This is a genomic window from Proteus sp. HMSC14B05 (assembly GCF_001808035.1).
GTDB classification, from domain to species: domain Bacteria; phylum Pseudomonadota; class Gammaproteobacteria; order Enterobacterales; family Enterobacteriaceae; genus Proteus; species Proteus mirabilis.
This window is the reverse complement of the sequence record NZ_KV792002.1, coordinates 73,526-98,121: the sequence shown is the minus strand read 5'-3', so window position 1 is coordinate 98,121 and position 24,596 is coordinate 73,526. Positions and strand designations below refer to the sequence as shown.

The following is a 24,596-nucleotide window of genomic DNA, read 5'->3' as shown; positions in this document are numbered from 1 at the left end:
TGAACAAAAAAGAGCGTTTATTCATCTAACCATTTTTGTTTACTACTCAATACCCATTGCCGTTCTGTGATAAAACAATGTTCATCAACAACCGCAGGTAATGTTTGTAATGCAAGATGATGAAGCTCATTACGTAAGGTGACATAAGCTTGAGTTAATAACTGAGCCTCTTGTTCACTCATCACTTGGTATTTTGCCATTAATTCCAAAATTCGCACATTATCAGACCAACGGGTCAAAGCCGGATATTGATGTGAAAAGCGCAATACCAAATATTGTGCGATAAACTCAATATCAGTGATCCCCCCTGATGAGGCTTTTAAATCAAATGTATTACTTTGAGTGGGTGCCAAATGCTGTACCATTTTTTGGCGCATCTCACGCACTTCCTGCTGCAGTACAGTTGCGTTACGTGCTAAACATAATGTTTCATGGCGAGTACGTGCAAACATCTGCTGTAATTGGTCATCACCATAAATCATTCTTGCACGAATTAATGCTTGATGCTCCCAAGTCCAAGCTTCATTTTTCTGGTACTCATCAAAAGCTTGAATAGTGCTTACCAACATACCTGATTCACCAGAAGGACGTAAGCGTGCATCTACTTCATATAACACGCCGGAAGAGGTTCTGGTGCTAAATAGATGAATAATACGCTGCGCTAAACGTAAATAGAATTGGCGAGCATCAATCTGTTTGGCCCCCGTTGTCAGAATATTCATTGGGCAATCTAATAAAAAAACCAAATCTAAATCAGAGCTATACCCTAATTCCCAGCCCCCTAATTTGCCATACCCAACGACCGCAAAACCTAAACCGTCTCGTTGCGCTAAATGCGCAGGTTCCCCATAGCGTTTCACCATATAGGACCATGCTTGGTGAACAACGGCATGGATAATGGCTTCCGCTAAATAGGTTAGGTGATCGCTGACTTTCATCACCGGTAATACCCCTGTAATATCCTCTGCGGCAATACGCAATAGCTGGGCTTGTTTAAATTGGCGTAATGCTTCTAAACGTTGCTCTTCATCTTCTTCTGGCACACGCAATAAATATTGACGTAATTCGTCCTGATAGGCATTTAATGGTAATGGTTGATAGAGGGAATGAGGATCGAGTAATTCATCCAATAATAATGGATGTCGTGTTAATTGTTCAGCAATCATCGGTGATGCAGCACATAAGCGCACTACGTGGGTTAATACCTCATCAGACTCTTGCATTAACTCTAGATAAGTGGTTCGACTTACAATGCCCAATAACAACGGGGTGATACGCTGTAAGATCACCAACGCTTGTGGTTGAAGGCACACTTTAGCCAATAACTTAGGCATTAGCGCATCAAGCACATCACGCCCTCTAGGCCCTATAGTACGTTTACTGATATCTTGGCGAAACAGTTGCAGTGTTTGACAAATAGCTTGCCTATCTTCTGCCGTTAGCCCTTGATGAAAAAGCGTTGCGCTATCAGGTAAACGCCCTAATAACCATAATCGCTTAAATTCGCTGACATCTTCTTCATCTTCATTTTCATCATCTTCGCCAATTAATTGCGTAAAAATAACGGAAACAGCCTGCATTTTTTGGTTAATTTGTTGATAGAGCATTTGCCAATCGTCAAATCCCATCGCAAACGCCAGTCGTGCCTTATCTTCAAGATTGTCAGGTAACGTTTGTGTTTGTTGATCCGCAATAGATTGAAGAAGATTTTCTAATCGACGTAAGAAAAGATAGCTATCTGCTAACTGTGATGTTTCTTGTGCAGAGAGTAATTCCAATTTAGCAATGACATTAAACACTGTTAATAGTGAATGACTTTGTAGCTCAGGCTCTCTACCGCCTCGAATTAATTGAAAAACCTGAGTAATAAATTCAATTTCCCGGATCCCCCCCGCTCCAAGCTTTATATTATCAATCATCCCTCGACGACGTACTTCACGACTTATCATCGATTTCATATTACGAAGAGATTGGATCACACTAAAATCGATATAGCGACGATAAACGAAAGGGCGCAACATTTGGCGTAAGATTTGGCAATACTCTTTTTTTTCTGCCCCCAAAACACGCGCTTTTACCATCGCATAGCGCTCCCAATCACGCCCTTGCTCTTGATAATAATCTTCAAGCGCGGCAAAGCTCATCACTAAAGGGCCACTTTCGCCAAAAGGACGTAAACGCATATCTACACGATAAACAAAACCATCCATTGTATGTTGATCTAACACTTTAATCAGTTTTTGCCCTAATCGGGTAAAAAACTGAGCATTATCTAATTCACGTCGCCCACCTTGAGTCACACCATTTTCAGGATAGGCAAAAATAAGATCGATATCAGAAGAGAAATTCAGTTCAAGTCCACCTAACTTGCCCATTCCCAAAATAAGTAATGGCTGAGGTTTTCCCTCTCTATCACAAGGCGTTCCCCACTGTTGGCAACATTGCTGATATAGCTTATCTTTGGCGACACTAATCAAGGTTTCCGCGAGTACACTCAATTGCTTGAGTGTACAGGGTGTATCACAGAGTTGGAAAAATTGTGACCAGGCAATACGCACTAATTGTTGATGACGGAACTGTCGTAAAATGGCCATCAAGTCATCTTCATTATCAACATGAGTGAGTTGTTGCTTTAATTGAGATGAGTAATTTTGCCACTCATCACTAACAGGTGGTGTTTGTCTGATTTCCGTTAACCAGTGAGGATTGACACGTAAATGCTCGGTTGCAAAGGGGCTAAAGGCAAAAAATTGCTGCTCTCGCTCACTAAAAGGGGCAAGCTCGTTGAGCTTTGTAGAAAACGTGCATTGTGCTTTATCCCATAATTGTTGAAACACACTGTTAGCAGACATAATAAACTCTCAATTGTCAGAAAATTAAGCGATAGCCATCAACCACGCCATTGCAGATAATTTAAAATTCAGCCATAACACATGATAATAATCCGTTGCGCGGGTAAAGGATAACAACGAAAGATTATCGAGTGCTTGCTGCATTGATTCAGGTAACTGAGGCTGCTTTTTACACCAATCAGAAAACAGTGCTAACATAGCGGGCATAGTGAGTGTTGGTGGCGTCGGATTAGCAAAAATAGCTTCTTCTAACGCTTGAATAGCCGCTAACCACTTAGTCAGTTGTTCCGCTATTGTGTCATTAGGTGCAAGATTGACCACACTTAACGATAATGCGGGCTTATCTTTAGCAAGATAATAACCACGGGCAGCTTTACTGCGTGAAGCAAGTCGTAATCCCCCTTGTTCACCTAAAAAAGTCGCCAAAGCAATCACATCCGCCACTTGGCCTTTTTTTAGCTCCAGTTCAAACTCTTCAATAGGTAATTCATATTGCGCTGTACGAATAGTGCCTTTATCTAGCACCACTTCAATTTGACTCTCTAAATAATCCACCAGCCAAATTTCACGATGAAAATCGGTATGAAAAAGAACCTTTAATTGTGCTTGTAATGCCGTTAAATCGGTCTTATCCGGCCAAATTTCTGCTGGGAAACGGGTTAAATCGAGGGTTGGCTCATTTAATGTCACATTATATTCTGGGCGTTGATGTAACCCCGCAACCACTTTACCCGCTGTTTTAATTGTCATTTCATAATGAGAGTCAATGCCACGGATACGTAGCCCCATGTCCCAATTACGCATCTGATTATCGGAGGTTTCAAAGTAAAGATTAGTCAATTTATGCGGTGGTGTATGCTGGTATGGCAAAGTCAGAATGCGCTGAATAATCTGAGGAATAGCGGCAGGTATCGCACTAAGTTTGAGTTCGGTTTCTAATTGGCTCATTCTATTTCCCTTAAGTAAATCAATCGATTAGTAAAATATTTAACGCATTGTTATTTCGCAAATGGTAGTCTATTCACAATAATGAATAAAAGGCAGATTACCCTTATATTCTATCAGTTAAGACTGTTCTCATTCTGGTTTACTATTTGCTTACGCAAACTTTACTCTTTAGTATCAGTAAAAATATTCTCTTGTATAGATAAAAAAGTTGAAAACATAATGCGAAAATTACCTTTACTTTTTCTTTCCTTACTTGGCTTAGGCGTTTCTCTGAGCTCACACGCAGAAACTCGTTATGTTTCCGATGAATTATCCACCTATGTTCACAGTGGCCCTGGTAATCAATACCGTATTGTTGGCTCATTAAGTTCAGGGGCAACAGTTACGGTACTTTCTCGTAATGCCGCTACAGGTTATGTGCAAATCAAAGACGATAAAGATCGGACAGTTTGGTTACCAGAAAATCAATTAAGTACACAACCGAGTATGCGCACTCGCATTCCGGCTATGGAAAAAGAGATCCAAACCCTACGCGATAAATTAGCGAATATCGACCAAAGCTGGAACCAGCGCACAATTGACATGCAAAATAAAGTGTCAAACAGCGATGAAATTATCAATGGTTTGAAAAAAGAAAATGAGCAGATGAGAACAAAATTAGCGGTTGCTGAGAAAAAACTCGATTTTGCTAATCAACAATTAGATGATAGGCAGCGTGATATCATCTTACAGTGGTTTATGTATGGTGGTGGTGTTGCCGGTGCTGGTCTTATTTTGGGTTTAATATTGCCACATATTATTCCTCGTCGCCGTAAGCGTAATGACCGTTGGATGAATTAATCACAGGCAATTAAGGATCAAGATCCCGTGAAAATCTATCTTGTTGGTGGTGCTGTGCGCGACCAACTATTAAATTTACCGGTAAAAGACAGAGATTGGGTAGTGGTTGGCGCAACGCCAGAGACACTATTACAACAAGGCTACCAACAAGTGGGTAAAGATTTTCCGGTTTTTCTTCACCCTGATACTCACGAGGAGTACGCTTTAGCGCGTACCGAACGAAAATCAGGCTCAGGTTACACGGGATTTACCTGCTATGCAGCCCCTGATGTGACCTTAGAAGATGATTTGCAACGGCGTGATTTAACCATTAACGCCATTGCTTACTCTGCTAAAGGTGAATATATCGATCCCTATCATGGCATTGATGATATTCATGCCAAATTACTGCGCCATGTTTCTGATGCATTTAGTGAAGATCCATTAAGGGTACTACGTGTCGCTCGTTTTGCGGCTCGTTTTGCCCCTTTAGGTTTTACAATAGCGCCGGAGACGATGTCATTGATGCAAGAGATGACAAACAGCGGTGAATTAAATGCCCTCACGGCTGAACGAGTGTGGAAAGAAACGGAAAAAGCACTTCACAGCCAAGCCCCACAAGTCTATTTTGAGATCTTACATCAATGTGGCGCTCTAAAAATACTTTTCCCTGAAATTAATGCACTCTTTGGCGTTCCTGCCCCTAAAAAGTGGCATCCTGAGATTGATACGGGTATCCATACCATGATGGTATTAGCCATGGCCAGCCGGTTGACTGACGATATCGCGGTACGTTTTAGCGCACTTTGTCATGATCTCGGTAAAGGTGTTACCCCGGTAGAAAATTGGCCTCACCATCACGGACATGGCCCTGCGGGTGTTCCTTTAGTTGAGGCTCTGTGCCAACGTTATCGTATTCCTAACCAGATACGTGATCTCGCCAAACTGGCAGCCAAATATCACGATCATCTCCACCGCATAGAAAGAATGCGCCCCTCAAAAATAATTCGACTTTTCGATGCGATTGATGCTTGGCGCAAACCAGAACGCATCGATCAACTCGCTATAATTAGCGAGGCCGATGCAAGGGGACGCCAAGGAGCAGAAAATTTGCCTTATCCCCAAGGAATATTTTTTCGTCAAGCCTTTAAGATTGCCAATCAAGTTGATGTTAAATCAATTGTCAGTCGTGGTTTAAAAGGCAATGCCATACGAGAAGCATTAACTAAACAAAGAGAAGTCGCGATAATAGAATGGAAATCGCGACTTTAACTATTGTGTGTGGCAATATTAAGCGTAACGCTCAATAATCACCCCGACGTTGGCGGCTTGTGCTATCGCCCCTGGTTTAGCTAATTTTATTTTGACTCGTGGTACAGAAAACTGAGTTATCAGTAGCTGTGCCACTTCTTCAGCAACACGCTCGACTAATTCAAAACGTCGCTTTTCCACATACTCTATTATGGCGTGACTGACACTGGCATAATCTAAACAGTGAGCAACATCATCGGTTTGGGATGCGCGTTTATTATCCCACTCCATTTCGATATCGAACACTAACTTTTGCTTAATGGTTTTTTCCCAATCATAAACACCGATTGTGGTTATTACTGATAATTGTTCAATAAATACGATATCCATCACGTCATCTCTTATTTTTTCTGCTCATCGGATACCACTTCCGATGAAATATGCGTATTATCCATACATGTCTAACGAACGTTCATCAACATTGGAGAATACAAATGAGTGCTAACGCACTTGGAATGATCATCTTCGCCTATTTGTGCGGCTCAATCTCCAGCGCGATTTTGATTTGCCGACTGGCAAGACTCCCTGATCCAAGAAAATTTGGCTCTGGTAATCCTGGCGCCACCAATGTGCTACGTATTGGTGGTAAACTTGCAGCGGCATCTGTGCTTATCTGTGACGTCCTAAAAGGGATGATCCCCGTTTGGCTCGCCTATTACCTAAATGTGCCTCCCTTTTATCTCGGTATTGTCGCAATAGCGGCTTGTCTAGGCCATATTTACCCTGTTTTTTTCCACTTTAAAGGCGGAAAAGGGGTTGCTACTGCATTTGGCTCTATCGCTGCTATTGGTTGGGATCTTAGCGGACTGATTGCGGGAACATGGCTACTAACTGTTTTACTCAGTGGCTATTCCTCACTGGGTGCTATTATCAGTGCATTGCTTGCCCCATTTTATGTCTGGTGGTTTAAACCCGAATTCACTTATCCCGTTGCACTATTATCATGCTTAGTACTTTACCGTCATCATGACAATATTCAACGTTTATGGCGAGGACAAGAGAGTCGCATTTGGCATAAGCTGAAAAAAAAGACAGAGAAAACAGATAAAGAGATAATCCAAGAAGCCAAAGAGCAAGAAAAAGAAGATTAACGCTTATCCTTATTAAAAAAAGGTCACTTATTAACTAAGTGACCTTTTTTATTTAATAATTAAATTCTATTATAAAATATAAATAAATTAAAAATAATCACACATAAAAAAAACACCCTTTTTATATTCGAAAAATAAAAATAATAAATAACATTATTAATAACACCCTTCTATATTTAGATTAAATATATCAACATTGGTTTTATTTATTACAAAAAAACATTAAAAATAAAAATCTTAAATAAGATAAACTTATATAAAAAATCAAATTTAACGAAATAAATAGCTTGAAAAAAAACCAACTTACATCTATTAATTAATAACCATAAAAAAATAATCATTTAACTCTGTGAAACATTGGAGTTCACCATGCTACAAAAAATATCTGCCAATAAAATTGCATTAATAAAAAGAATGCAACTTAGTACTCCTACATTAGTCGATATTCTCGATAGTTTAGGAAAAACCATTGTATTAAATAGTCAATTAAAAAGTATTAACCTAGAAAACTTTTATTCTGTTGGACAAGCTTATACTGTGCAATGGAAATTAATTAGAAAACAAAAATCTATTTTAAATAAACAACCTTCTACGTGGGAACACGTTAGTTCTTTTTTAGTCCCTGAAATAACAGATGCAAAAGGATTATTCTATATAGCCGGAGGACATGAACTAATAACCGAAGCAGCACTTGCAGGAGGCATGAGTTGTACTTATTTTGAAAAATTAGGCTTTGAAGGAGTTATTTTAGGGGGTGCGGTACGAGACAAGAAAGATCTCACCAATCTAACCATTCCAGTCATTGCCACCAATCTTACTCCTACAGATACACAAGGCGCTTATTTTGTCAGTGAGACTGGCACTCAATGCACCATTGAGCATGCCACAATCTGTAGTGGTGATTTAGTGATATCCGACCCTAATGGCACCGTGATTATCCCTTTTTCACTCGTCGATAATGTTCTAGAAGAAGCGATTAAGATAGATAGCATTGAAAATAACATGCTAGAAAAAATCAAACATGGACAACGTTTACCAGAACTTATCAATATAACGGGACGTATATAATAAATAAAGGTGACTGACCATGATAAATATTCATACATTGGGTCCTGCAGGAACAAACTGTGAGAAAGCCGCTTATTATTGGCTAAATAAAAATAATCAACAAGGAAATATTATTCTTCACCCTACATTAGAAACCGCAGTAAAAGAAATGGAGGTAAGCCAAAATAGTATTCTATTAGGTTGTATTGTTTATCCTTTTTTACACAATATTGTTTTTAATAATCTCTCTTTTATCAAATTAACAGATTGTTTTGTTATGGATACCCATAACATGCTATTTGCTAGCCGATTTAATAATATTAAGGAGATAAAAAAGTTAGGTTCTCATCCCGCACCACAAGATCTATTTAGAAAAATAACAGAACTCGATAATATTGAAAGAGTTCTTTTTAATTCAAATAGTGAAGCAGCACTTCAATGTGGTTTAGGGCGAGTAGATGGCTGTATTACCACACTTAGTGCAGCTAAAAAATATCATTTAAATATTTTATATGATTTTGGCCCTGTCCCTATGGGATTTTCTATTCATTCAAAATTAAATTAAGTAATTAATTACATCACAACAGTCAAAACGTTAATTATCTAGTCACTTGGTTAATAAAAAGGAAAAAACTATGAGCTTATATTTATCTAGTGAAATGATCTCTTATGATATGGATCTAAATAGAAACGAAGGTGAAGAAAGTAAAATTCAAGCTAAATTTATTCATGGCTCTAATTTTACAATGGCATTTTGGACATTTAAAACTAATGCCATTATTCCTGAACATAAACATGAACATGAAACTGCCACATCTATACTAAAAGGCTCTTTGAAACTGACGGTAAATAACCGCATTGTTTATTTACATGCTGGCGACTCTTTTATTATTCCCTCATGGGCCGTTCATCACGCAATTGCTTTAGAGCCTTCTGAGGTTATTGATGTCTATACCCCCGTTAGAGAAGACTATGTTGCAAGGCAAAATGGCGTCATTAAAACCTATTTAGAAACATCTCAACCCCAAGGATAACAAAAAGCGAGGATCACCTCGCTTTTTCTATTCTTACTATAATCGCAGGAGCACTTTCTATGTTTAGCACCTATAATATTGATGTTTTAACAGAACAAAATCATCAATATTTACCAATAGAAAACACCCTATCATTACAGAATATATTTTCCATCTCTTGGCACCCATCATTATGGAAATCTTTACCCGCCAAGCAACTCCCTGAATACCCAGATATACATGCCTTAAATTATTGCAAAGAAAAGCTTAAGCATTATCCCCCGCTAATTTTAGCTTCCGAAATCAGAGCATTTAAAAATTTATTAAAACTTGTTGCAAATGGTGAAGCTTTTCTTCTGCAAGGAGGAGACTGTGCAGAATCTTTTGATGATTGCCAAGCCACTATTATCCGTGATTTAACATTCACTTTATCGCAAATGTCCGCATTAATTGAACAATCAACGGGATTGCCGGTGATTAAATTAGGTCGTATGGCTGGACAATACGCTAAACCTCGTAGCCAAGCATTTGAAACACAAAATGGCTTAACTTTACCCAGCTATCGAGGAGAAATTATTAATGGTCTTGATTTTTCAGTTAAAAGTAGAGAGCCAGATCCGATTAGAATGATAACTGCCTATCATCACTCAGCAGCGACCTTAAATCTGTTACGTGCGATGAATTATACACAATATACTAAGCAACAATGGGCCTTGGATATTAACGCTCATCCTGGCTCTACAGAGCCTGAGCATTATTTCCATTTGCTAGAACAACTCTATCATTCACAACATCATATTATTAATAAACAGCCCGATACCTCTTCTTATTATGTTAGTCATGAAGCTTTGTTACTGCATTATGAGGAATCGATGACTCGTCAAGATTCCATTGACAACAAATGGTATAACTGTTCAGCACATATGGTTTGGGTAGGAGAACGAACAACCGATATTGATCATGCCCATATCGAGTACCTACGAGGTATTGAAAACCCTATCGGTATAAAATGCAGCACCAGAATGTCAGGAGAAAAACTGATTAAGCTAATAGATACTCTTAACCCGAGCAATGAAGTTGGAAAAATTATCTTAATCATTCGCGTGGGTAAAGATGCTATTCATGCATATCTTCCGGAATTAGTAAGAACGGTAAAAGAACATCAACGAGCGGTTATTTGGCAAATAGATCCAATGCATGGCAATACACAATCAGCAAATGACAGTATGAAAACCCGACATTTCAATGATATTGCCGAAGAAACTCGTGCTTTTATTCATATTTTACATGAGATGGGCATACAGGCTGGGGGGATACATTTAGAAATGACCGGACAAGAAGTCACTGAATGTACTGGAGGATTACAACAAATTCGATACACTGACCTAAGTCATGGTTATCAAACTTTATGTGATCCTCGTCTTAACCGGACACAGTCATTAGAGTTAGCGTTCTTGGTTGGACGGCATTGGCATAATTCACTTTAATTGTAACCAAACATAAGTGCTTAGTACTTAAGCCAAGCACTTATCATTACCAACACCGCCAATGGCTAATTATTTATCCGCTAAAGCAGGTAATTCAGCTAAAGGCCAACGCGGTCTCACTGTCACCCCTAAAGGCCCTTCGGTACCACCTTTAAAACGGATCATCCCCGCCAAAGCAATCATGGCACCATTATCGGTACATAACTCAGGGCGAGCATAAAACACTTCCCCTCCGAGTTGTTCCATTATCATTGCCATTTTGGCGCGTAAAGTACGGTTAGCACTTACCCCCCCCGCCATCACTAAGCGTTTAAAGCCTGTTTGCTCTAATGCTCGACGACATTTTATTGCCAAAGTATCTACTACGGCATCTTCAAAAGCACGCGCAATATCTGCTCGAGTTTGCTCTGAATCATCGTTTTGACGAATAGTATTAGCGGCAAAGGTTTTTAAACCAGAGAAACTAAAGTCGAGTCCGGGTCTGTCTGTCATAGGGCGAGGAAAAACAAAACGTCCTTCTACACCTTGTTGTGCCATTTTTGATAAAACAGGGCCGCCGGGATAATCAAGCCCCAATAGCTTGGCTGTTTTATCAAATGCTTCACCGGCAGCATCATCAATAGACTCACCTAACAGGGTATATTCCCCAATCCCTGTTACACTAATTAATTGTGTATGCCCCCCCGAGACAAGTAACGCCACGAAAGGAAAATCTGGCGTTTTCTCTTCAAGCATCGGTGCTAATAAATGCCCTTCCATATGGTGAACTGGAATAGCAGGCACATCCCATGCAAACGCCAGAGAACGACCAATAGTCGCCCCCACCAGCAATGCCCCTACCAGCCCTGGTCCTGCAGTATAAGCGACCGCATCAATATCTTTTGCAGTTAAATTTGCTTCTTTAAGGGCGGCTTGGATCAGTGGCACTGTTTTGCGGATATGATCTCGTGAAGCAAGCTCGGGAACAACACCACCATAGTCGGCGTGCAGTTTTATTTGGCTATAGAGTTGATTCGCTAACAGACCGGCTTTATCATCGTAAATTGCGATACCGGTTTCATCGCAAGATGTTTCAATACCTAAAACTCGCATGACGCTTCCAAATTCTTCCTCGCGCAATGGCGTAATGGATCGATTGTAGCATTATTTCGCTAATTTAATACGCCTTCGCCACAACTTTTACATACCAGTATGTGACAAATTTCTTTTTCTGGTCTATAATTATCCACCTATTTTACATGATTTAAATGTGTGGTTAGCAACTATCACGTTGTGTTTTGAATAAATTAAGACACAAAAGTGAGAGTTTGCGTTTCAATTTTGTGCATCTCTTTACAAAGTGCCCTGCTTTGAAGTAAAATTCCGCACCATTTTAAATGTCGGCTGGCTAAAATCATGCCAGCACAAACCGATTTCTATTGAGGTGAGAGGCACATGCCGGTAATCAAAGTACGTGAAAACGAGCCATTTGACGTTGCTCTTCGTCGTTTCAAACGCTCTTGCGAAAAAGCAGGCGTATTAGCAGAAGTTCGTCGTCGTGAATTTTATGAAAAACCAACGACTGAGCGTAAACGCGCTAAAGCATCAGCAGTAAAACGTCACGCTAAAAAATTAGCTCGCGAAAACGCACGTCGTACTCGTCTGTACTAATATTTTGCGGCTGATACCGCAATTTATGCAGACACTGTAGTCGCAGTTAAAAGGCCGTGCTTTCTTATGAGAGCGCGGCTTGTTCTCGTTCAACAACAGGCGTAAAAGGGCTTATGGCTGGACGAATTCCACGTTCATTTATCAATGATTTATTAGCACGAACCGATATCATCGATCTTATCGACGCTCGTGTGCCTCTTAAAAAACAAGGCAAAAATCATTCAGCGTGTTGTCCGTTTCATAATGAAAAAACGCCCTCTTTTACAGTAAATAGCGACAAACAGTTTTATCACTGTTTTGGTTGCGGTGCGCATGGCAATGCTATTGATTTTTTGATGAACTACGACAGACTTGATTTTGTCGAAACCATTGAAGAGTTAGCAGCAATGCATGGGTTAGAAGTTCCTTATGAATCAGGAACTGGCAGTAGCCCGATTGAGCGACATATAAGACAAAATCTCTATCAAGTGATGGAGAAATTGAATCAGTATTACAAAAGCACCCTCAATACCCCTGACGCTCAGGAAGCAAGAAATTATCTTGCGCATCGCGGGCTAAGTGAAGAGGTTATTACCCGCTTTTCTATCGGCTTTGTACCTACGGGTTGGGACAATATCCTAAAACGTTTTGGGCAAAATCCCGATAATCAAGCCCTGTTACTTGAAGCAGGAATGGTAATAACAAACGATAAAGGTCGCACTTATGACCGTTTTCGTCAGCGCGTTATGTTTCCGATTAGAGACAGACGAGGTCGTGTTATTGCATTTGGTGGACGTGTATTAGGTGATGATTTACCCAAATACTTAAACTCCCCAGAAACAGAGATTTTCCATAAAGGCCGCCAACTTTACGGGCTTTATGAAGCACAACAGACGCACCCTAACCCAGCTAAGTTATTAGTGGTTGAAGGTTATATGGATGTTGTGGCATTAGCGCAGTTTGGTATTGATTATGCTGTCGCCTCGTTGGGTACATCAACAACCGCAGAGCATATCCAGTTGCTGTTTAGAACTACGGATAACGTTATTTGCTGCTATGATGGTGATAGAGCAGGACGAGATGCCGCATGGCGAGCATTAGAAACTGCACTGCCTTTTTTAAACGATGGCCGTTCTTTACGTTTTATGTTTTTACCTGAAGGCGATGATCCTGATTCACTGGTTCGCCGCGAAGGGAAAGAGGCATTTGAAAAACGAATGGAACAAGCACACTCTTTATCTGAGTTTTTATTTGATTCGCTGGTTCCACAAGTGGATTTGAGCACCCAAGAAGGCAATGGCAAACTCTATAGTTTAGCGCGCCCATTAATTGATCAGATCCCAAGTGAGACTTTACGTCTATATTTATTAAGAGAGCTTGGAAATTTAACGGGAAATCCCGATATTGAGCAGATGGATCGTTTATTTGGTAGAAACTCGCTACATCACGAAACATCGTATCAACCGACAAAACTACGTACTACACCAATGCGTATTTTAATTGCCTTGTTGATACAAAATCCCGAGTTTTGCCAATTAGTGCCACCGCTTGAGGGGCTAAATACAGAAAAAATAGCGGGTTTATCGCTTTTTATTGAATTAGTTTCTCTTTGCCAAGCGCAGCCAGGCTTGAATACAGGTCAGATTATCGAACTCTATCGAGAGAATAAATTCGGTAAACAACTTGAAAAACTGGCGATGTGGAACGATATAGATATAGATGAGATAGCTGAAAAAACATTTACAGATACGTTAGATCATCTCTTTTTAACCGCAATGGATGAACGTTTAAACGCCCTCATTGCCAAAGAGAGAACTGAAGGTCTAACACAAAATGAACGCGAAGAAGTCCAATTGATAATACAGGCTCGCGTTAAAAAGTAAAACCTAAATTAAGATTAAAAACACGGCTTAATTGCCGCTATCGGTAGGTATAAAAAATAACCTACATTTGCTACGCTGAGGGGATCGTAGCAATCGACAATGAAAATGCCCCTCCGTAGTTATTGTTGGCTGAACCGTTTATCGCCGACCGACACCAACCCAAATTACTTTGAAGTGTGGATACCGTCTTATGGAGCAAAACCCGCAGTCACAGCTGAAGCTACTTGTTACGAAAGGTAAGGAGCAAGGCTACCTGACCTATGCTGAGGTCAATGACCATCTGCCGGAAGATATCGTCGATTCAGATCAAATCGAAGACATCATCCAGATGATTAACGACATGGGCATTCAGGTCATGGAAGAAGCACCTGATGCCGATGATCTGATGTTGGCAGAAAATTCAAATGACACTGATGATGATGCTGTCGAAGCCGCTGCTCAGGTACTTTCTAGTGTAGAATCTGAAATTGGCCGTACAACCGATCCTGTGCGTATGTATATGCGCGAAATGGGAACCGTTGAACTGCTCACCCGGGAAGGTGAAATTGATATCGCAAAACGCATTGAAGATGGTATTAACCAAGTTCAATGCTCAGTTGCTGAATATCCTGAAGCAATCACTTATCTTCTTGAACAATATGATCGTGTTGAAGCCGGTGAAGCGCGTCTTTCTGATTTAATTACTGCCTTTATTGACCCTAATGCCGAAGAAGTGGCAGAAAGTGATGATGTCAATTTAGGCAAAGACGACGATGAAATCGACAACAGCGCCGATGACGAAGATGAAGACGAAGATGAAGATAGCGACACAGACAGCGATAGCGATGATGATAACAGCATCGATCCTGAACTTGCTCGCCAAAAATTCACCGAGCTTCGTGAACAGTACGAAAAAACGCGTCAATCTATTAAGGCCAAAGGTCGTACTCATAAAGATACCGAACTGGAAATTTTACAGTTATCAGAAATTTTCAAACAGTTCCGCTTAGTGCCAAAACAGTTTGATTATCTGGTTAACAACATGCGTGAAATGATGGACAGAGTCCGTGCTCAAGAGCGTCACATCATGCGTCTTTGTGTTGATCAGGTCAAAATGCCTAAGAAAAACTTCATTACTCTGTTTACAGGTAATGAAACTAACGACACATGGTTTACTGCCGCTCGTGCGATGAATAAACCTTGGTCTGAAAAACTGGCAGGTATTGAAGAAGAAGTACAACGTAGCTTACAAAAGTTACAACAAATTGAAGTTGAAACAGGACTGACAATCGAACAGGTTAAAGATATTAACCGTCGTATGTCTATCGGTGAAGCAAAAGCACGCCGTGCGAAAAAAGAGATGGTCGAAGCGAACTTACGTTTAGTTATCTCTATCGCGAAAAAATATACCAACCGTGGCTTACAGTTCCTTGACCTGATCCAGGAAGGGAATATTGGTCTAATGAAAGCGGTTGATAAATTTGAATATCGTCGTGGTTATAAGTTCTCAACTTATGCAACATGGTGGATCCGTCAGGCTATTACTCGTTCAATCGCCGATCAGGCACGTACCATTCGTATTCCGGTACATATGATTGAAACGATTAATAAGCTAAACCGTATCTCGCGCCAAATGTTGCAAGAGATGGGACGTGAGCCTTCACCAGAAGAGCTTGCAGAACGTATGTTAATGCCTGAAGATAAAATCCGTAAGGTACTAAAAATCGCTAAAGAGCCTATCTCCATGGAAACCCCAATTGGTGACGATGAAGATTCACATTTAGGTGATTTTATCGAGGATACTACCCTCGAATTACCTCTGGATTCAGCAACATCAGAAAGCTTACGTTCAGCGACACACGAAGTATTAGGTGGTTTAACACTGCGTGAAGCTAAAGTCCTGCGTATGCGCTTTGGTATCGATATGAATACCGACCATACATTGGAAGAAGTGGGTAAACAATTTGATGTTACCCGTGAACGTATCCGTCAGATTGAAGCAAAAGCGTTGCGTAAATTACGCCACCCAAGCCGTTCTGAAGTGCTACGTAGCTTCCTTGATGAATAATCAATCTCTTTGATTTTGGTAGTAATACAAACGCCTGTGCCTCACAGGCGTTTTTTATTATCCGGTCTAAACCATATCTGTTTTCAGCGCTGATAATTTGCTTTTATCATCCCTATTCTCTTTTGGTCTATCTTAAGTAACCGCTATCGTCTTCGCTAAAAATCTGCTGATTTTTTCTACCTCTATTTACAAAAAATCACCCTTTTATTTTTACCCTTGTCGATTTTTTACTCATCAAGTCTTTCTTTTTAAACTATCTCATTGAAATAAAAGATTATTATTTAATTTATTTTTTCTGCTCTATATTGAACACAAATTGCGCATACAGTCACACAAAGGCTAGACCTCGCCTCAAATGGCACGTATAATCTCACACCATTAAGGCCCCTTAGCTCAGTTGGTTAGAGCAGTCGACTCATAATCGATTGGTCACTGGTTCAAGTCCAGTAGGGGCCACCAAATTTTAGCTGTTAAATCAGCATATTAAGCCACTTCTTAGTAAGTGGCTTTTTTGTATCTAAGGGTTATTGCCCCCTTTTTGTCCCCTGAGATTTTTTTACTGCCCTAATTTTTTTCATGACATGTTACGACGACTTTTATTTTCTCAAAGTATGTCATGCTAATTTTCTCCAATATATTTGTAATTCATTTCAGTTTCAAAAATCTATATAGCCACCAGCTTAACGGACAGTTCGCCAGCACGCGGAAGCGAATCACCAAACCGACCATGTAGTTTGGTGTATTTGTGACAAACTGTGCTCAGCATATACAGATCCCCTGTGGTTTATTACTCAGGACTTTCAGTATCCCCCTCCTTACTACTGACGAAATTTGATGGAGATGTAGGTAAATCGTCTCAATATAAAAACCAGATTTTTGTTTTTTTAACTACATAAAAAATATAATTAATTTAAGGTAAGTATTATATTATTATAAAAAATTGTAATTATTATTTTATAAGGGTCGGTATGTATTTTTTTCTTGGTTTTTTGTTGTTTCTAATTGTTTTGATGGTTATTTGCAGGATTAGAGTTTTATGGTTGGCAAGAAAAAACACAATAACTGAAAAGGATTTTAAAACCTTCAAAGAGTATAACAATATTGAAGATTATGAAAAAGAAGCAAAGCAAGCTGTTTATGCAACAACAATAAGCAAAACTATTTTTGAAAAATGCCAATGTCTCATAACATTAAGAACAATGCTTGAATCCCTACACACTGATTATGAAAAATATGAAAAAGTAAATCCGTTATTAATGGAGCTATTACGCAAAAAATTTACTTTTACATACTCCGCTTTCATTACTATCTATCCAGAACCCATCGAAGAAAGCGGGCTAGAACGATTTAGTTTAATTAATACAAAAAAATACTGTCCAGAACATGTATGGAAACATATTCTCAAATCCGCTATTTATACCAATGAAGAATTGGATGACTATTTTGGGTCGCAGGAATTACCCCCACTGGAGCGGATGTGTACAGATATGGATTTATATAACGAGTTTAAAGGCACGGTTTTATTTGATGAAGTGATCGGGTGCTATGTTGATGAAGAAAACGAAGGATCTCAAATTTTTGATAATGAGGTTTATTCTGTTACCGAAGAACAGTTACGCCAGTGGCTAGATGAAGAGCTTGCATTTCTGAGTTATGTCACTGAAGGTCTTTTGAATATTTGTATTGAATACATAAGAAAAGAGAATGGAATTATAAGGGTTTGAAGTGATGGACAAAAACAAACTTAAAAATCTTAAGTTTTTTTGAAAATACCCCATTGGTTCAGCATTTGAATTATTCCCTTTCTGAAGATGAGGAAAGAAATTAAGTGTATTATGAAAGTCTGAACTTTCGGACTGGGCTATATCAACTATATTGTTGATATAACAATCTTAATCTTTCAATAGAATTAATTAGATTATTATTTATTTTATTGCGATAATAACTTAACAAACTTTCTTTTTATATCACTATTATTATGGTCATACGTCCTAATCAACACTGGTTTTTTCGGTTATTTGATTGGCACGGTTCAGTGCTATCAAAAATAATCTTTCGCTTATGTCTTAATATTGCAATGTCTATTATCGCTATTTTGGTTTATCAATGGTATGAGTTATTAGGTATTCATTTAACTGTTGCCCCATTTAGTTTATTAGGTATTGCTATCGCAATATTTCTTGGTTTTAGAAATAATGCAAGTTATAGCCGACTTGTGGAGGCAAGGACATTATGGGGAAATATGTTAATTACCCATCGCAACATATTAAGAAATATAAAAGCCTTATTACCGGAAGATAAACAATTTAATCGTGACTTTTCCAATCTACTTATTGCTTTTAGTTGGAGTCTAAAACATGAGCTAAGAAAAACAAACCCAATGGTCGATCTCTATCGCCTCTTACCCCGACCTTTATTTGATGAGATAATGAATAGCCCTTACCCCACTAATCGGATTTTATTACATATTGGCCTAAAAATTGGCGAGTTGCGAGATAACAAAGTAATAAGTGATGTTATCTTTCAATCAATTAATAAAGATATTAATAACTTATCTGATGTATTGGGTGGCTGTGAACGTATTTCAAATACTCCTGTACCTTTTGCCTATACGCTCATATTGCAACGTACGGTATATCTATTCTGTGCTCTGCTACCTTTTGCATTGGTTGCCGATCTCCACTATATGACGCCATTTGTTTCCGTATTTATCTCTTATACTTTTTTATCTTGGGACTCATTAGCTGAAGAGTTAGAAGATCCATTCGGTGTTTCTGCCAATGACTTACCATTAAATGCAATATGTAACACCATAGAAAGGAATTTATTAGAGATGCAAGATATCACTCCACTCCCCATCAGAGTTAAACCTGACCAATATTATAATTTATTGTAATTAATAAAATAAAAACAAATAAAAAAGACAGTGTTAATTAATAACACTGCCTTTTTTATTAATAATACATCTTTTATGTTATTAATGCGTTCTCATTCCTGCGCTGTACATTAATAATTTAAATAATGAGGCGATAATTGCAAGACTTAATACACTTAAAGACCAAATAATTATCATCCATCCGATTTGTTGATACCAACGAGCTTTATTTTTCGTTGGTTTTATTGTTAAAAAATGACTAATGATAACTTTCATTGGCATTTACCTTTCCACGAAATACATAATAACTCCAACTGGTATAGGCTAATATCACAGGAATAATTATAACCGCTCCAACTAACATAAATTGCTGACTTAAAACAGGTGCTGCCGCCTGCCAAATCGAAATAGAAGGTGGAATAATATAAGGAAAGATACTGATCCCTAATCCTGCAAAACCAATAAGTACCAATAAAAGTGATAATAGAAAAGGCTGATAATGACCATAATTATAGGCACTACGAACAATGCCCCAAGCACAAGCCAATACGAGCAACGGAACAGGTAATAAAAAATATAAATTAGGTAAACTAAACCAGCGTTGTGCAATATCTGCATGTGTGAGTGGTGTCCATAAGCTTACTATTGCAATCACCACCAGCAATGTAATAGCCAGATACACCGTTATAGTGCACATTTTACGATGCAGTTGATGCTCTGTTTTCATAATCAACCATGAACTGCCTAACAATGCATAAGTGACTAACAAAGCAAAACCACAGAAAATAGGGAATGGTGTTAACCAATCCAATGCCGAGCCACTGAAATGGCGCTCTGTCACATTAAAACCATTAATAACTGCACCTACTGTGATCCCTTGGCAAAAAGTAGCAAGAAAAGAGCCACCAATAAAAGCTGAATCCCAAAATAGGCGATGTTTAGGAAGTGCATTAACGCGAAATTCAAATGCCACACCACGGAAAATAAGCCCAATAAGCATCAATGTCAGTGGTATTGTTAACGCATCAATAATAACTGCATAGGCAAGAGGAAAAGCACCATAGAGCGCAGCCCCTCCTAATACTAACCATGTTTCATTGCCGTCCCAAACTGGTGCCACACTATTAATCATGGTATCTCTTTGTATTTTATCTCGGGTAAAAGGCAAAATAATGCCAATCCCCAGATCAAATCCATCTGCGATAATATACATAAGCGTGGCAAAAATAATGATCGCAAACCAAATCATCGAAAAATCAATATTCATTATTTTTCACCCTGTGTTAATTGGTCGGATTTAAGCACTACAGGGCCTTTTTTCATCAGATGCACCATATAAAAATACCCGATGCCAAATACTGAAAAATAAACCAAAATAAAGGCCAATAAGCTCAAACTCATTTGAATATCACCATGAGCAGAAACGGCATCTTTGGTACGTTGTAGACCATAAACAACCCAAGGCTGACGGCCAATTTCTGTGGTAAACCACCCCGCAAGGATCGCAATCAGTCCTGTAGGCCCCATTAATAATGCAAAGCGTAAGAAAAGGGGTGAGTGATAGAGTCTTTTCTTCTTACGTAAAATAATACTCAACAAACCTAAACAAATCATCAGCATACCTAATCCTGCCATGACTCTAAATGACCAAAATATAATGCTAGAATTAGGTCTATCTTCCGGTGCAAAACTTTTTAATGCCGGAATTTGCTTATCTAAACTATGGGTAAGGATCAGGCTACCTAAATAAGGAATTTCAATCGCATATTTTGTTTTTTCTTCCGCCATATCTGGGATGCCAAATAAAATCAGCGGAGTCGCTTCTTTCGTTGCATTATCCCAATGCCCTTCTATAGCTGCGATTTTAGCCGGTTGATGTTCTAGTGTATTTAATCCATGAGCATCTCCTACAAACGCTTGTATGGGGGCAATAATTAGTACTAACCATAAGGCCATAGAAAACATTTTTCGTACAGGTGCTGTATTTTGTCCTTTTAATAATAACCATGCGGCACAAGAGGCGATAAATAAAGCACTGGCTAAAAAAGCCCCAATAGACATATGCAATAAACGGTAAGGGAAGGAAGGATTAAACACGACCTGTAGCCAATCAACAGGCACGACAACACCATTTTCAATAGTATAGCCTTGTGGTGTTTGCATCCAACTATTGGATGACAAGATCCAAAAAGTAGAAATTAATGTGCCAAGCGCTACCATACAAGTTGCAAAGAAGTGAAGTTTTCGCCCCACTTTATTCCAACCAAACAACATAATGCCAAGAAATCCCGCTTCTAAGAAAAAGGCGGTCAAGACTTCATAAGTTAGCATCGGCCCTGTGATACTACCGGCAAATTGTGAAAAACCACTCCAGTTAGTCCCGAATTGATATGCCATCACTAACCCTGATACCACACCCATACCAAAGTTTACGGCAAAAATTTTTATCCAAAAATGATATAAAGAAAGGTAACTTGGTTCTTTTGTTTTTAACCATAAGCCTTCTAATAGGGCTAGAAAGCTAGCTAATCCTATGGTGATAGCAGGGAATATAATATGAAATGAAACGGTAAACGCGAATTGTATTCTTGCTAGGTGAAAAGCATCTAATCCAAACATAATGCCTCTCTCAATATAAATCTATATTCTATAAATTTATTCATTTTCTATTATCCTAATTATATTTTTCTCACAAAAATCTTATTTAGTTTTTATTATGAATGCTGATTAACCTCACTTTATTTTCAGAAAGTAAAAACTGAAGATAGTGAGTTTATATAGATATACTATTTAAATTCCCCTCTCTTAATTACTAAAAAAGAGAACAACAAAAAATCATTATGTAATAAATCACATAACGATACCATGGTAGCCAACAAACTGTTATTTCGTCATTTTTTCAATAAATCAAGTTTAAAAAACTTGTCCATTAGCGTATTAACATTTTTAACCAAGTAATAACAGAGAGTCAAATAAATTGATTTTATCACACGATAGATATGCTCTATCATCATATAAAATAAAGTTATAAAGCGTCATTTAGCCTATTTTACTCATTGACAATATAATTACATTATTTTAACTTCTTAAGTAACAGAAGAATTGCAGATTATATAACTTTAATACCAATAAATTATTATTTATTGGTATTAACAAGTCTAAATATATCCTTTATTTCTAGTAAGAAATATATTTTAAATTATATAACCTTATTGCTTTTTATATTCACCTGCTAACTATTCATCATTAAATATTATTATTAACGTTTTAGGAATGTCTATATGAGTAAGAAAAAATCACCTATTCCTGGAGTGAAACCCTATAATGGACCCGCAGGAGGATGGGGGGCATTAAAAGCAACAGCTATCGCGGTACGCACTCAAATGGATGCTTTTATTGCACCTAAAACATTGCTTAATACTAATCAGCCTGATGGTTTTGATTGCCCCGGCTGTGCATGGCCAGACAAAGAGCATCATTCTACTTTCCAATTTTGTGAAAATGGAGCTAAAGCGGTCACATGGGAAGCAACAAAAAAAAGAGTCACACCTGAATTTTTAGCACAACATACCGTAACAGAATTGCTGACAAAGTCAGACTTCGAATTAGAAGGCTACGGTCGTTTAACCCATCCTCTCGCGTATGATGCAGATACTGACACTCTTCGTCCTGTGACTTGGGAGCAAGCATTTACTCGTATTGGTGAGCTATTAAGAAATATGCCATCACCTGATAGTGTTGAATTCTACACCTCAGGTAGAGCTTCCAACGAAGCCGCGTATCTATTCCAACTGTTTGCGCGAGAATATGGCACCAATAATTTTCCTGATTGCTCAAATATGTGTCATGAACCGACTAGTGTAGGCTTACCTCAATCGATTGGCATAGGTAAAGGCACAGTTTCTTTAGATGACTTTGATAACACTCAACTCATTATTGCCATTGGACATAACCCTGGAACTAATCACCCAAGAATGATGGGAACACTGCATGAAGTAGCTCGTCGTGGTGTACCTATTGTTGTATTTAATCCATTGAAAGAACGTGCTTTAGAGCGATTTACCGACCCTCAAAGTGTTATTGAGATGGCGACTTATAGCTCAACCAATATCGCCTCATCTTATTATCAAGTCAAAGCCGGTGGTGATGCTGCGGCGTTAAAAGGCATTATGAAAACCTTAATTGAGTGGGATAATGAGCGTGGAGATATTCTCGACCACGATTTTATTGCTGAGCATACACTAGGTTTTGAAGCCGTAGTTGAAGATCTTAAACAAACTTCTTGGCAAGATATTGAAAGTGAAAGTGGCCTTTCGCAAGCAGATATTGAGAGTGTCGCACTCCTTTATGCCAATTCTCCGGCCACCATTATTACCTATGGTATGGGGATCACCCAACATAACAAAGGTACAGCGAATGTGCGTCTGATTGCTGATTTATTATTAATGAAAGGGAATATTGGTAAGCCGGGTGCTGGCATATGCCCATTACGTGGGCACTCTAATGTGCAAGGTAACCGAACTGTTGGGATCACAGAAAAACCATCTGTCGAATTTTTACAAAAAATAGAACAAACTTTTGGTTTTAAACCACCTTATAAACATGGTCACGATGCAGTTAACGCAATGCAAGCGATGGTTGATGGCAAAGCAAAAGCGTTAATTTGTTTAGGGGGTAATTTTGCCGTGGCATTACCCGACCCTCAACAATCATTTGCTGCAATGAGAAAGCTTGATTTAAGTGTACACATCGGCACAAAATTAAATCGCTCTCATTTATTAACGGCAAAAAATACCTTTATATTACCTTGCTTGGGAAGAACAGAATTAGATGTACAAGCATTAGGTCGTCAATCCATCACGGTCGAAGACTCAATGTCAATGGTGCATGCCTCTTCTGGTAAATTAACACCCGCTTCACCATTATTAAAATCAGAGCCTGTCATTGTTGCAAAAATGGCTGCTGCAACACTGACAGATAGCAAAACCCCATGGCTAAGATTTACGGAAAGTTATGATCTTATTCGCGATATGATTGAAAAAACCATTCCCGGATTTGATAATTACAACCAACGAATTCGTGTTCCTGGTGGTTTCCGTATGCCACTTCCTGCCGTTGATAGAGTTTGGGATACCCCTACAGATAAAGCCATGTTCTCGGTATTTAAAGGTGTAAAAGAGAATAAAATGGTCATGGGTGATGATGTTCTTCGTTTAGTCACTATTCGTAGTCATGACCAATATAATACGACCATTTATGCACTTGATGATCGCTATCGTGGCATCTTTGGTAGACGCGATATACTGTTTATGAATAATGTCGATATGATAGCAAGAGGCTTAAACGAAGGTGATAAAGTCACCATTGAAACGGTCAGCGAAAATAGAAAACTACAGCTTGATAATATAACTGTTGTTTCATTTAGCATTGCTCCTGGCACAGTGGCCGCTTATTACCCAGAAGCCAATGTCCTTGTACCATTAGATTATATTGATAAAGAGAGTGGAACCCCCTCTTATAAAGCAATACCTGTCAGAATTTATGATAAAAAAACACAAGTCGCTTAATCATAATTCATACGCAAAACAAAAAAC

General features: G+C 38.7%; 20 protein-coding genes and 1 tRNA gene. 14 read left to right on the top strand and 7 right to left on the bottom strand.

Going from position 1 to position 24,596, the window contains the following annotated elements; all coding sequences use genetic code 11:
- Positions 1 to 17 precede the first annotated feature (17 nt).
- Both glnE and HMPREF3129_RS16530 read right to left on the bottom strand, forming a co-directional pair.
- Positions 18 to 2,852: a bifunctional [glutamate--ammonia ligase]-adenylyl-L-tyrosine phosphorylase/[glutamate--ammonia-ligase] adenylyltransferase gene (glnE, locus tag HMPREF3129_RS16535; RefSeq protein ID WP_070487152.1), complete on the bottom strand. Its 2,835-nt coding sequence runs from the start codon at positions 2,850 to 2,852 to the stop codon at positions 18 to 20.
- Positions 2,853 to 2,876: 24 nt separating this feature from the next.
- On the bottom strand, positions 2,877 to 3,800 hold the full coding sequence (locus HMPREF3129_RS16530; protein ID WP_036918997.1) for a CYTH domain-containing protein: 924 nt from the start codon (positions 3,798 to 3,800) through the stop codon (positions 2,877 to 2,879).
- A gap of 219 nt (positions 3,801 to 4,019) precedes the next feature.
- Here HMPREF3129_RS16530 and HMPREF3129_RS16525 point away from each other — a divergent pair, with 219 nt between their 5' ends.
- Both HMPREF3129_RS16525 and HMPREF3129_RS16520 read left to right on the top strand, forming a co-directional pair.
- On the top strand, positions 4,020 to 4,640 hold the full coding sequence (locus HMPREF3129_RS16525; RefSeq protein ID WP_012368329.1) for a TIGR04211 family SH3 domain-containing protein: 621 nt from the start codon (positions 4,020 to 4,022) through the stop codon (positions 4,638 to 4,640).
- A 27-nt stretch (positions 4,641 to 4,667) separates the two neighbouring features.
- Complete coding sequence (locus HMPREF3129_RS16520; protein WP_036919000.1) at positions 4,668 to 5,891, top strand: multifunctional CCA addition/repair protein; 1,224 nt, start codon at positions 4,668 to 4,670, stop codon at positions 5,889 to 5,891.
- A gap of 18 nt (positions 5,892 to 5,909) precedes the next feature.
- Here the strand turns inward: HMPREF3129_RS16520 and folB are convergent, their stop codons facing one another.
- On the bottom strand, positions 5,910 to 6,260 hold the full coding sequence (folB, locus tag HMPREF3129_RS16515) for a bifunctional dihydroneopterin aldolase/7,8-dihydroneopterin epimerase (protein WP_004245575.1): 351 nt from the start codon (positions 6,258 to 6,260) through the stop codon (positions 5,910 to 5,912).
- 104 nt (positions 6,261 to 6,364) lie between these two features.
- Here folB and plsY point away from each other — a divergent pair, with 104 nt between their 5' ends.
- From plsY to HMPREF3129_RS16490, 5 genes are all read left to right on the top strand, one after another.
- Positions 6,365 to 7,021, top strand: a complete 657-nt coding sequence (plsY, locus tag HMPREF3129_RS16510; RefSeq protein ID WP_004245577.1) for a glycerol-3-phosphate 1-O-acyltransferase PlsY — start codon at positions 6,365 to 6,367, stop codon at positions 7,019 to 7,021.
- Between the two features lie 369 nt (positions 7,022 to 7,390).
- Positions 7,391 to 8,089, top strand: coding sequence for an RraA family protein (locus HMPREF3129_RS16505; protein ID WP_036919002.1), 699 nt, complete (start codon positions 7,391 to 7,393; stop codon positions 8,087 to 8,089).
- 19 nt (positions 8,090 to 8,108) lie between these two features.
- On the top strand, positions 8,109 to 8,633 hold the full coding sequence (locus tag HMPREF3129_RS16500; protein ID WP_004245580.1) for a prephenate dehydratase domain-containing protein: 525 nt from the start codon (positions 8,109 to 8,111) through the stop codon (positions 8,631 to 8,633).
- A gap of 70 nt (positions 8,634 to 8,703) precedes the next feature.
- Complete coding sequence (locus HMPREF3129_RS16495; protein WP_004245582.1) at positions 8,704 to 9,102, top strand: cupin domain-containing protein; 399 nt, start codon at positions 8,704 to 8,706, stop codon at positions 9,100 to 9,102.
- Between the two features lie 59 nt (positions 9,103 to 9,161).
- Entirely contained in the window at positions 9,162 to 10,568 is a 1,407-nt protein-coding gene (locus tag HMPREF3129_RS16490; protein WP_004245583.1) for a 3-deoxy-7-phosphoheptulonate synthase class II, read from the top strand.
- Positions 10,569 to 10,637: 69 nt separating this feature from the next.
- Here the strand turns inward: HMPREF3129_RS16490 and tsaD are convergent, their stop codons facing one another.
- Positions 10,638 to 11,660 carry a tRNA (adenosine(37)-N6)-threonylcarbamoyltransferase complex transferase subunit TsaD gene (tsaD, locus tag HMPREF3129_RS16485; RefSeq protein ID WP_004245584.1) on the bottom strand — a complete coding sequence of 341 codons (1,023 nt, stop codon included), beginning with the start codon at positions 11,658 to 11,660 and terminating at the stop codon, positions 10,638 to 10,640.
- Between the two features lie 342 nt (positions 11,661 to 12,002).
- Between tsaD and rpsU the strand changes: the two genes are divergently transcribed.
- From rpsU to HMPREF3129_RS16455, 6 genes are all read left to right on the top strand, one after another.
- Positions 12,003 to 12,218 (top strand): 30S ribosomal protein S21, encoded by a 216-nt coding sequence (gene rpsU, locus HMPREF3129_RS16480; protein ID WP_001144069.1) that lies wholly within the window; start codon positions 12,003 to 12,005, stop codon positions 12,216 to 12,218.
- 113 nt (positions 12,219 to 12,331) lie between these two features.
- A complete protein-coding gene (dnaG, locus tag HMPREF3129_RS16475; RefSeq protein WP_004249459.1) occupies positions 12,332 to 14,080 on the top strand; it encodes a DNA primase in 1,749 nt (582 codons plus the stop codon).
- Between the two features lie 190 nt (positions 14,081 to 14,270).
- A complete protein-coding gene (gene rpoD, locus HMPREF3129_RS16470) occupies positions 14,271 to 16,127 on the top strand; it encodes an RNA polymerase sigma factor RpoD (protein ID WP_070487151.1) in 1,857 nt (618 codons plus the stop codon).
- Positions 16,128 to 16,509: 382 nt separating this feature from the next.
- A tRNA-Ile gene (locus tag HMPREF3129_RS16465) sits at positions 16,510 to 16,586 on the top strand.
- A 509-nt stretch (positions 16,587 to 17,095) separates the two neighbouring features.
- Positions 17,096 to 17,851, top strand: coding sequence for a hypothetical protein (locus HMPREF3129_RS16460; protein ID WP_036919005.1), 756 nt, complete (start codon positions 17,096 to 17,098; stop codon positions 17,849 to 17,851).
- A gap of 254 nt (positions 17,852 to 18,105) precedes the next feature.
- Complete coding sequence (locus HMPREF3129_RS16455) at positions 18,106 to 19,023, top strand: bestrophin family protein (RefSeq protein ID WP_004249454.1); 918 nt, start codon at positions 18,106 to 18,108, stop codon at positions 19,021 to 19,023.
- A gap of 81 nt (positions 19,024 to 19,104) precedes the next feature.
- On the opposite strand, the gene HMPREF3129_RS16450 is transcribed toward HMPREF3129_RS16455, so the two are convergent.
- The 3 genes from HMPREF3129_RS16450 to HMPREF3129_RS16440 are packed head-to-tail and all read right to left on the bottom strand — an operon-like array spanning position 19,105 to position 21,621.
- Complete coding sequence (locus tag HMPREF3129_RS16450; protein ID WP_012368332.1) at positions 19,105 to 19,284, bottom strand: DUF2474 domain-containing protein; 180 nt, start codon at positions 19,282 to 19,284, stop codon at positions 19,105 to 19,107.
- Positions 19,262 to 20,269 carry a cytochrome d ubiquinol oxidase subunit II gene (gene cydB / locus HMPREF3129_RS16445; protein ID WP_012368333.1) on the bottom strand — a complete coding sequence of 336 codons (1,008 nt, stop codon included), beginning with the start codon at positions 20,267 to 20,269 and terminating at the stop codon, positions 19,262 to 19,264. Before cydB ends, HMPREF3129_RS16450 begins: the two co-directional genes overlap by 23 nt.
- Positions 20,269 to 21,621, bottom strand: a complete 1,353-nt coding sequence (locus tag HMPREF3129_RS16440) for a cytochrome ubiquinol oxidase subunit I (RefSeq protein WP_036919007.1) — start codon at positions 21,619 to 21,621, stop codon at positions 20,269 to 20,271. The genes cydB and HMPREF3129_RS16440 overlap by 1 nt, the downstream gene beginning before the upstream one ends.
- A gap of 662 nt (positions 21,622 to 22,283) precedes the next feature.
- Between HMPREF3129_RS16440 and HMPREF3129_RS16435 the strand changes: the two genes are divergently transcribed.
- Positions 22,284 to 24,569, top strand: a complete 2,286-nt coding sequence (locus HMPREF3129_RS16435; protein WP_036919009.1) for an FdhF/YdeP family oxidoreductase — start codon at positions 22,284 to 22,286, stop codon at positions 24,567 to 24,569.
- The last annotated feature ends 27 nt before the right edge of the window (positions 24,570 to 24,596 follow it).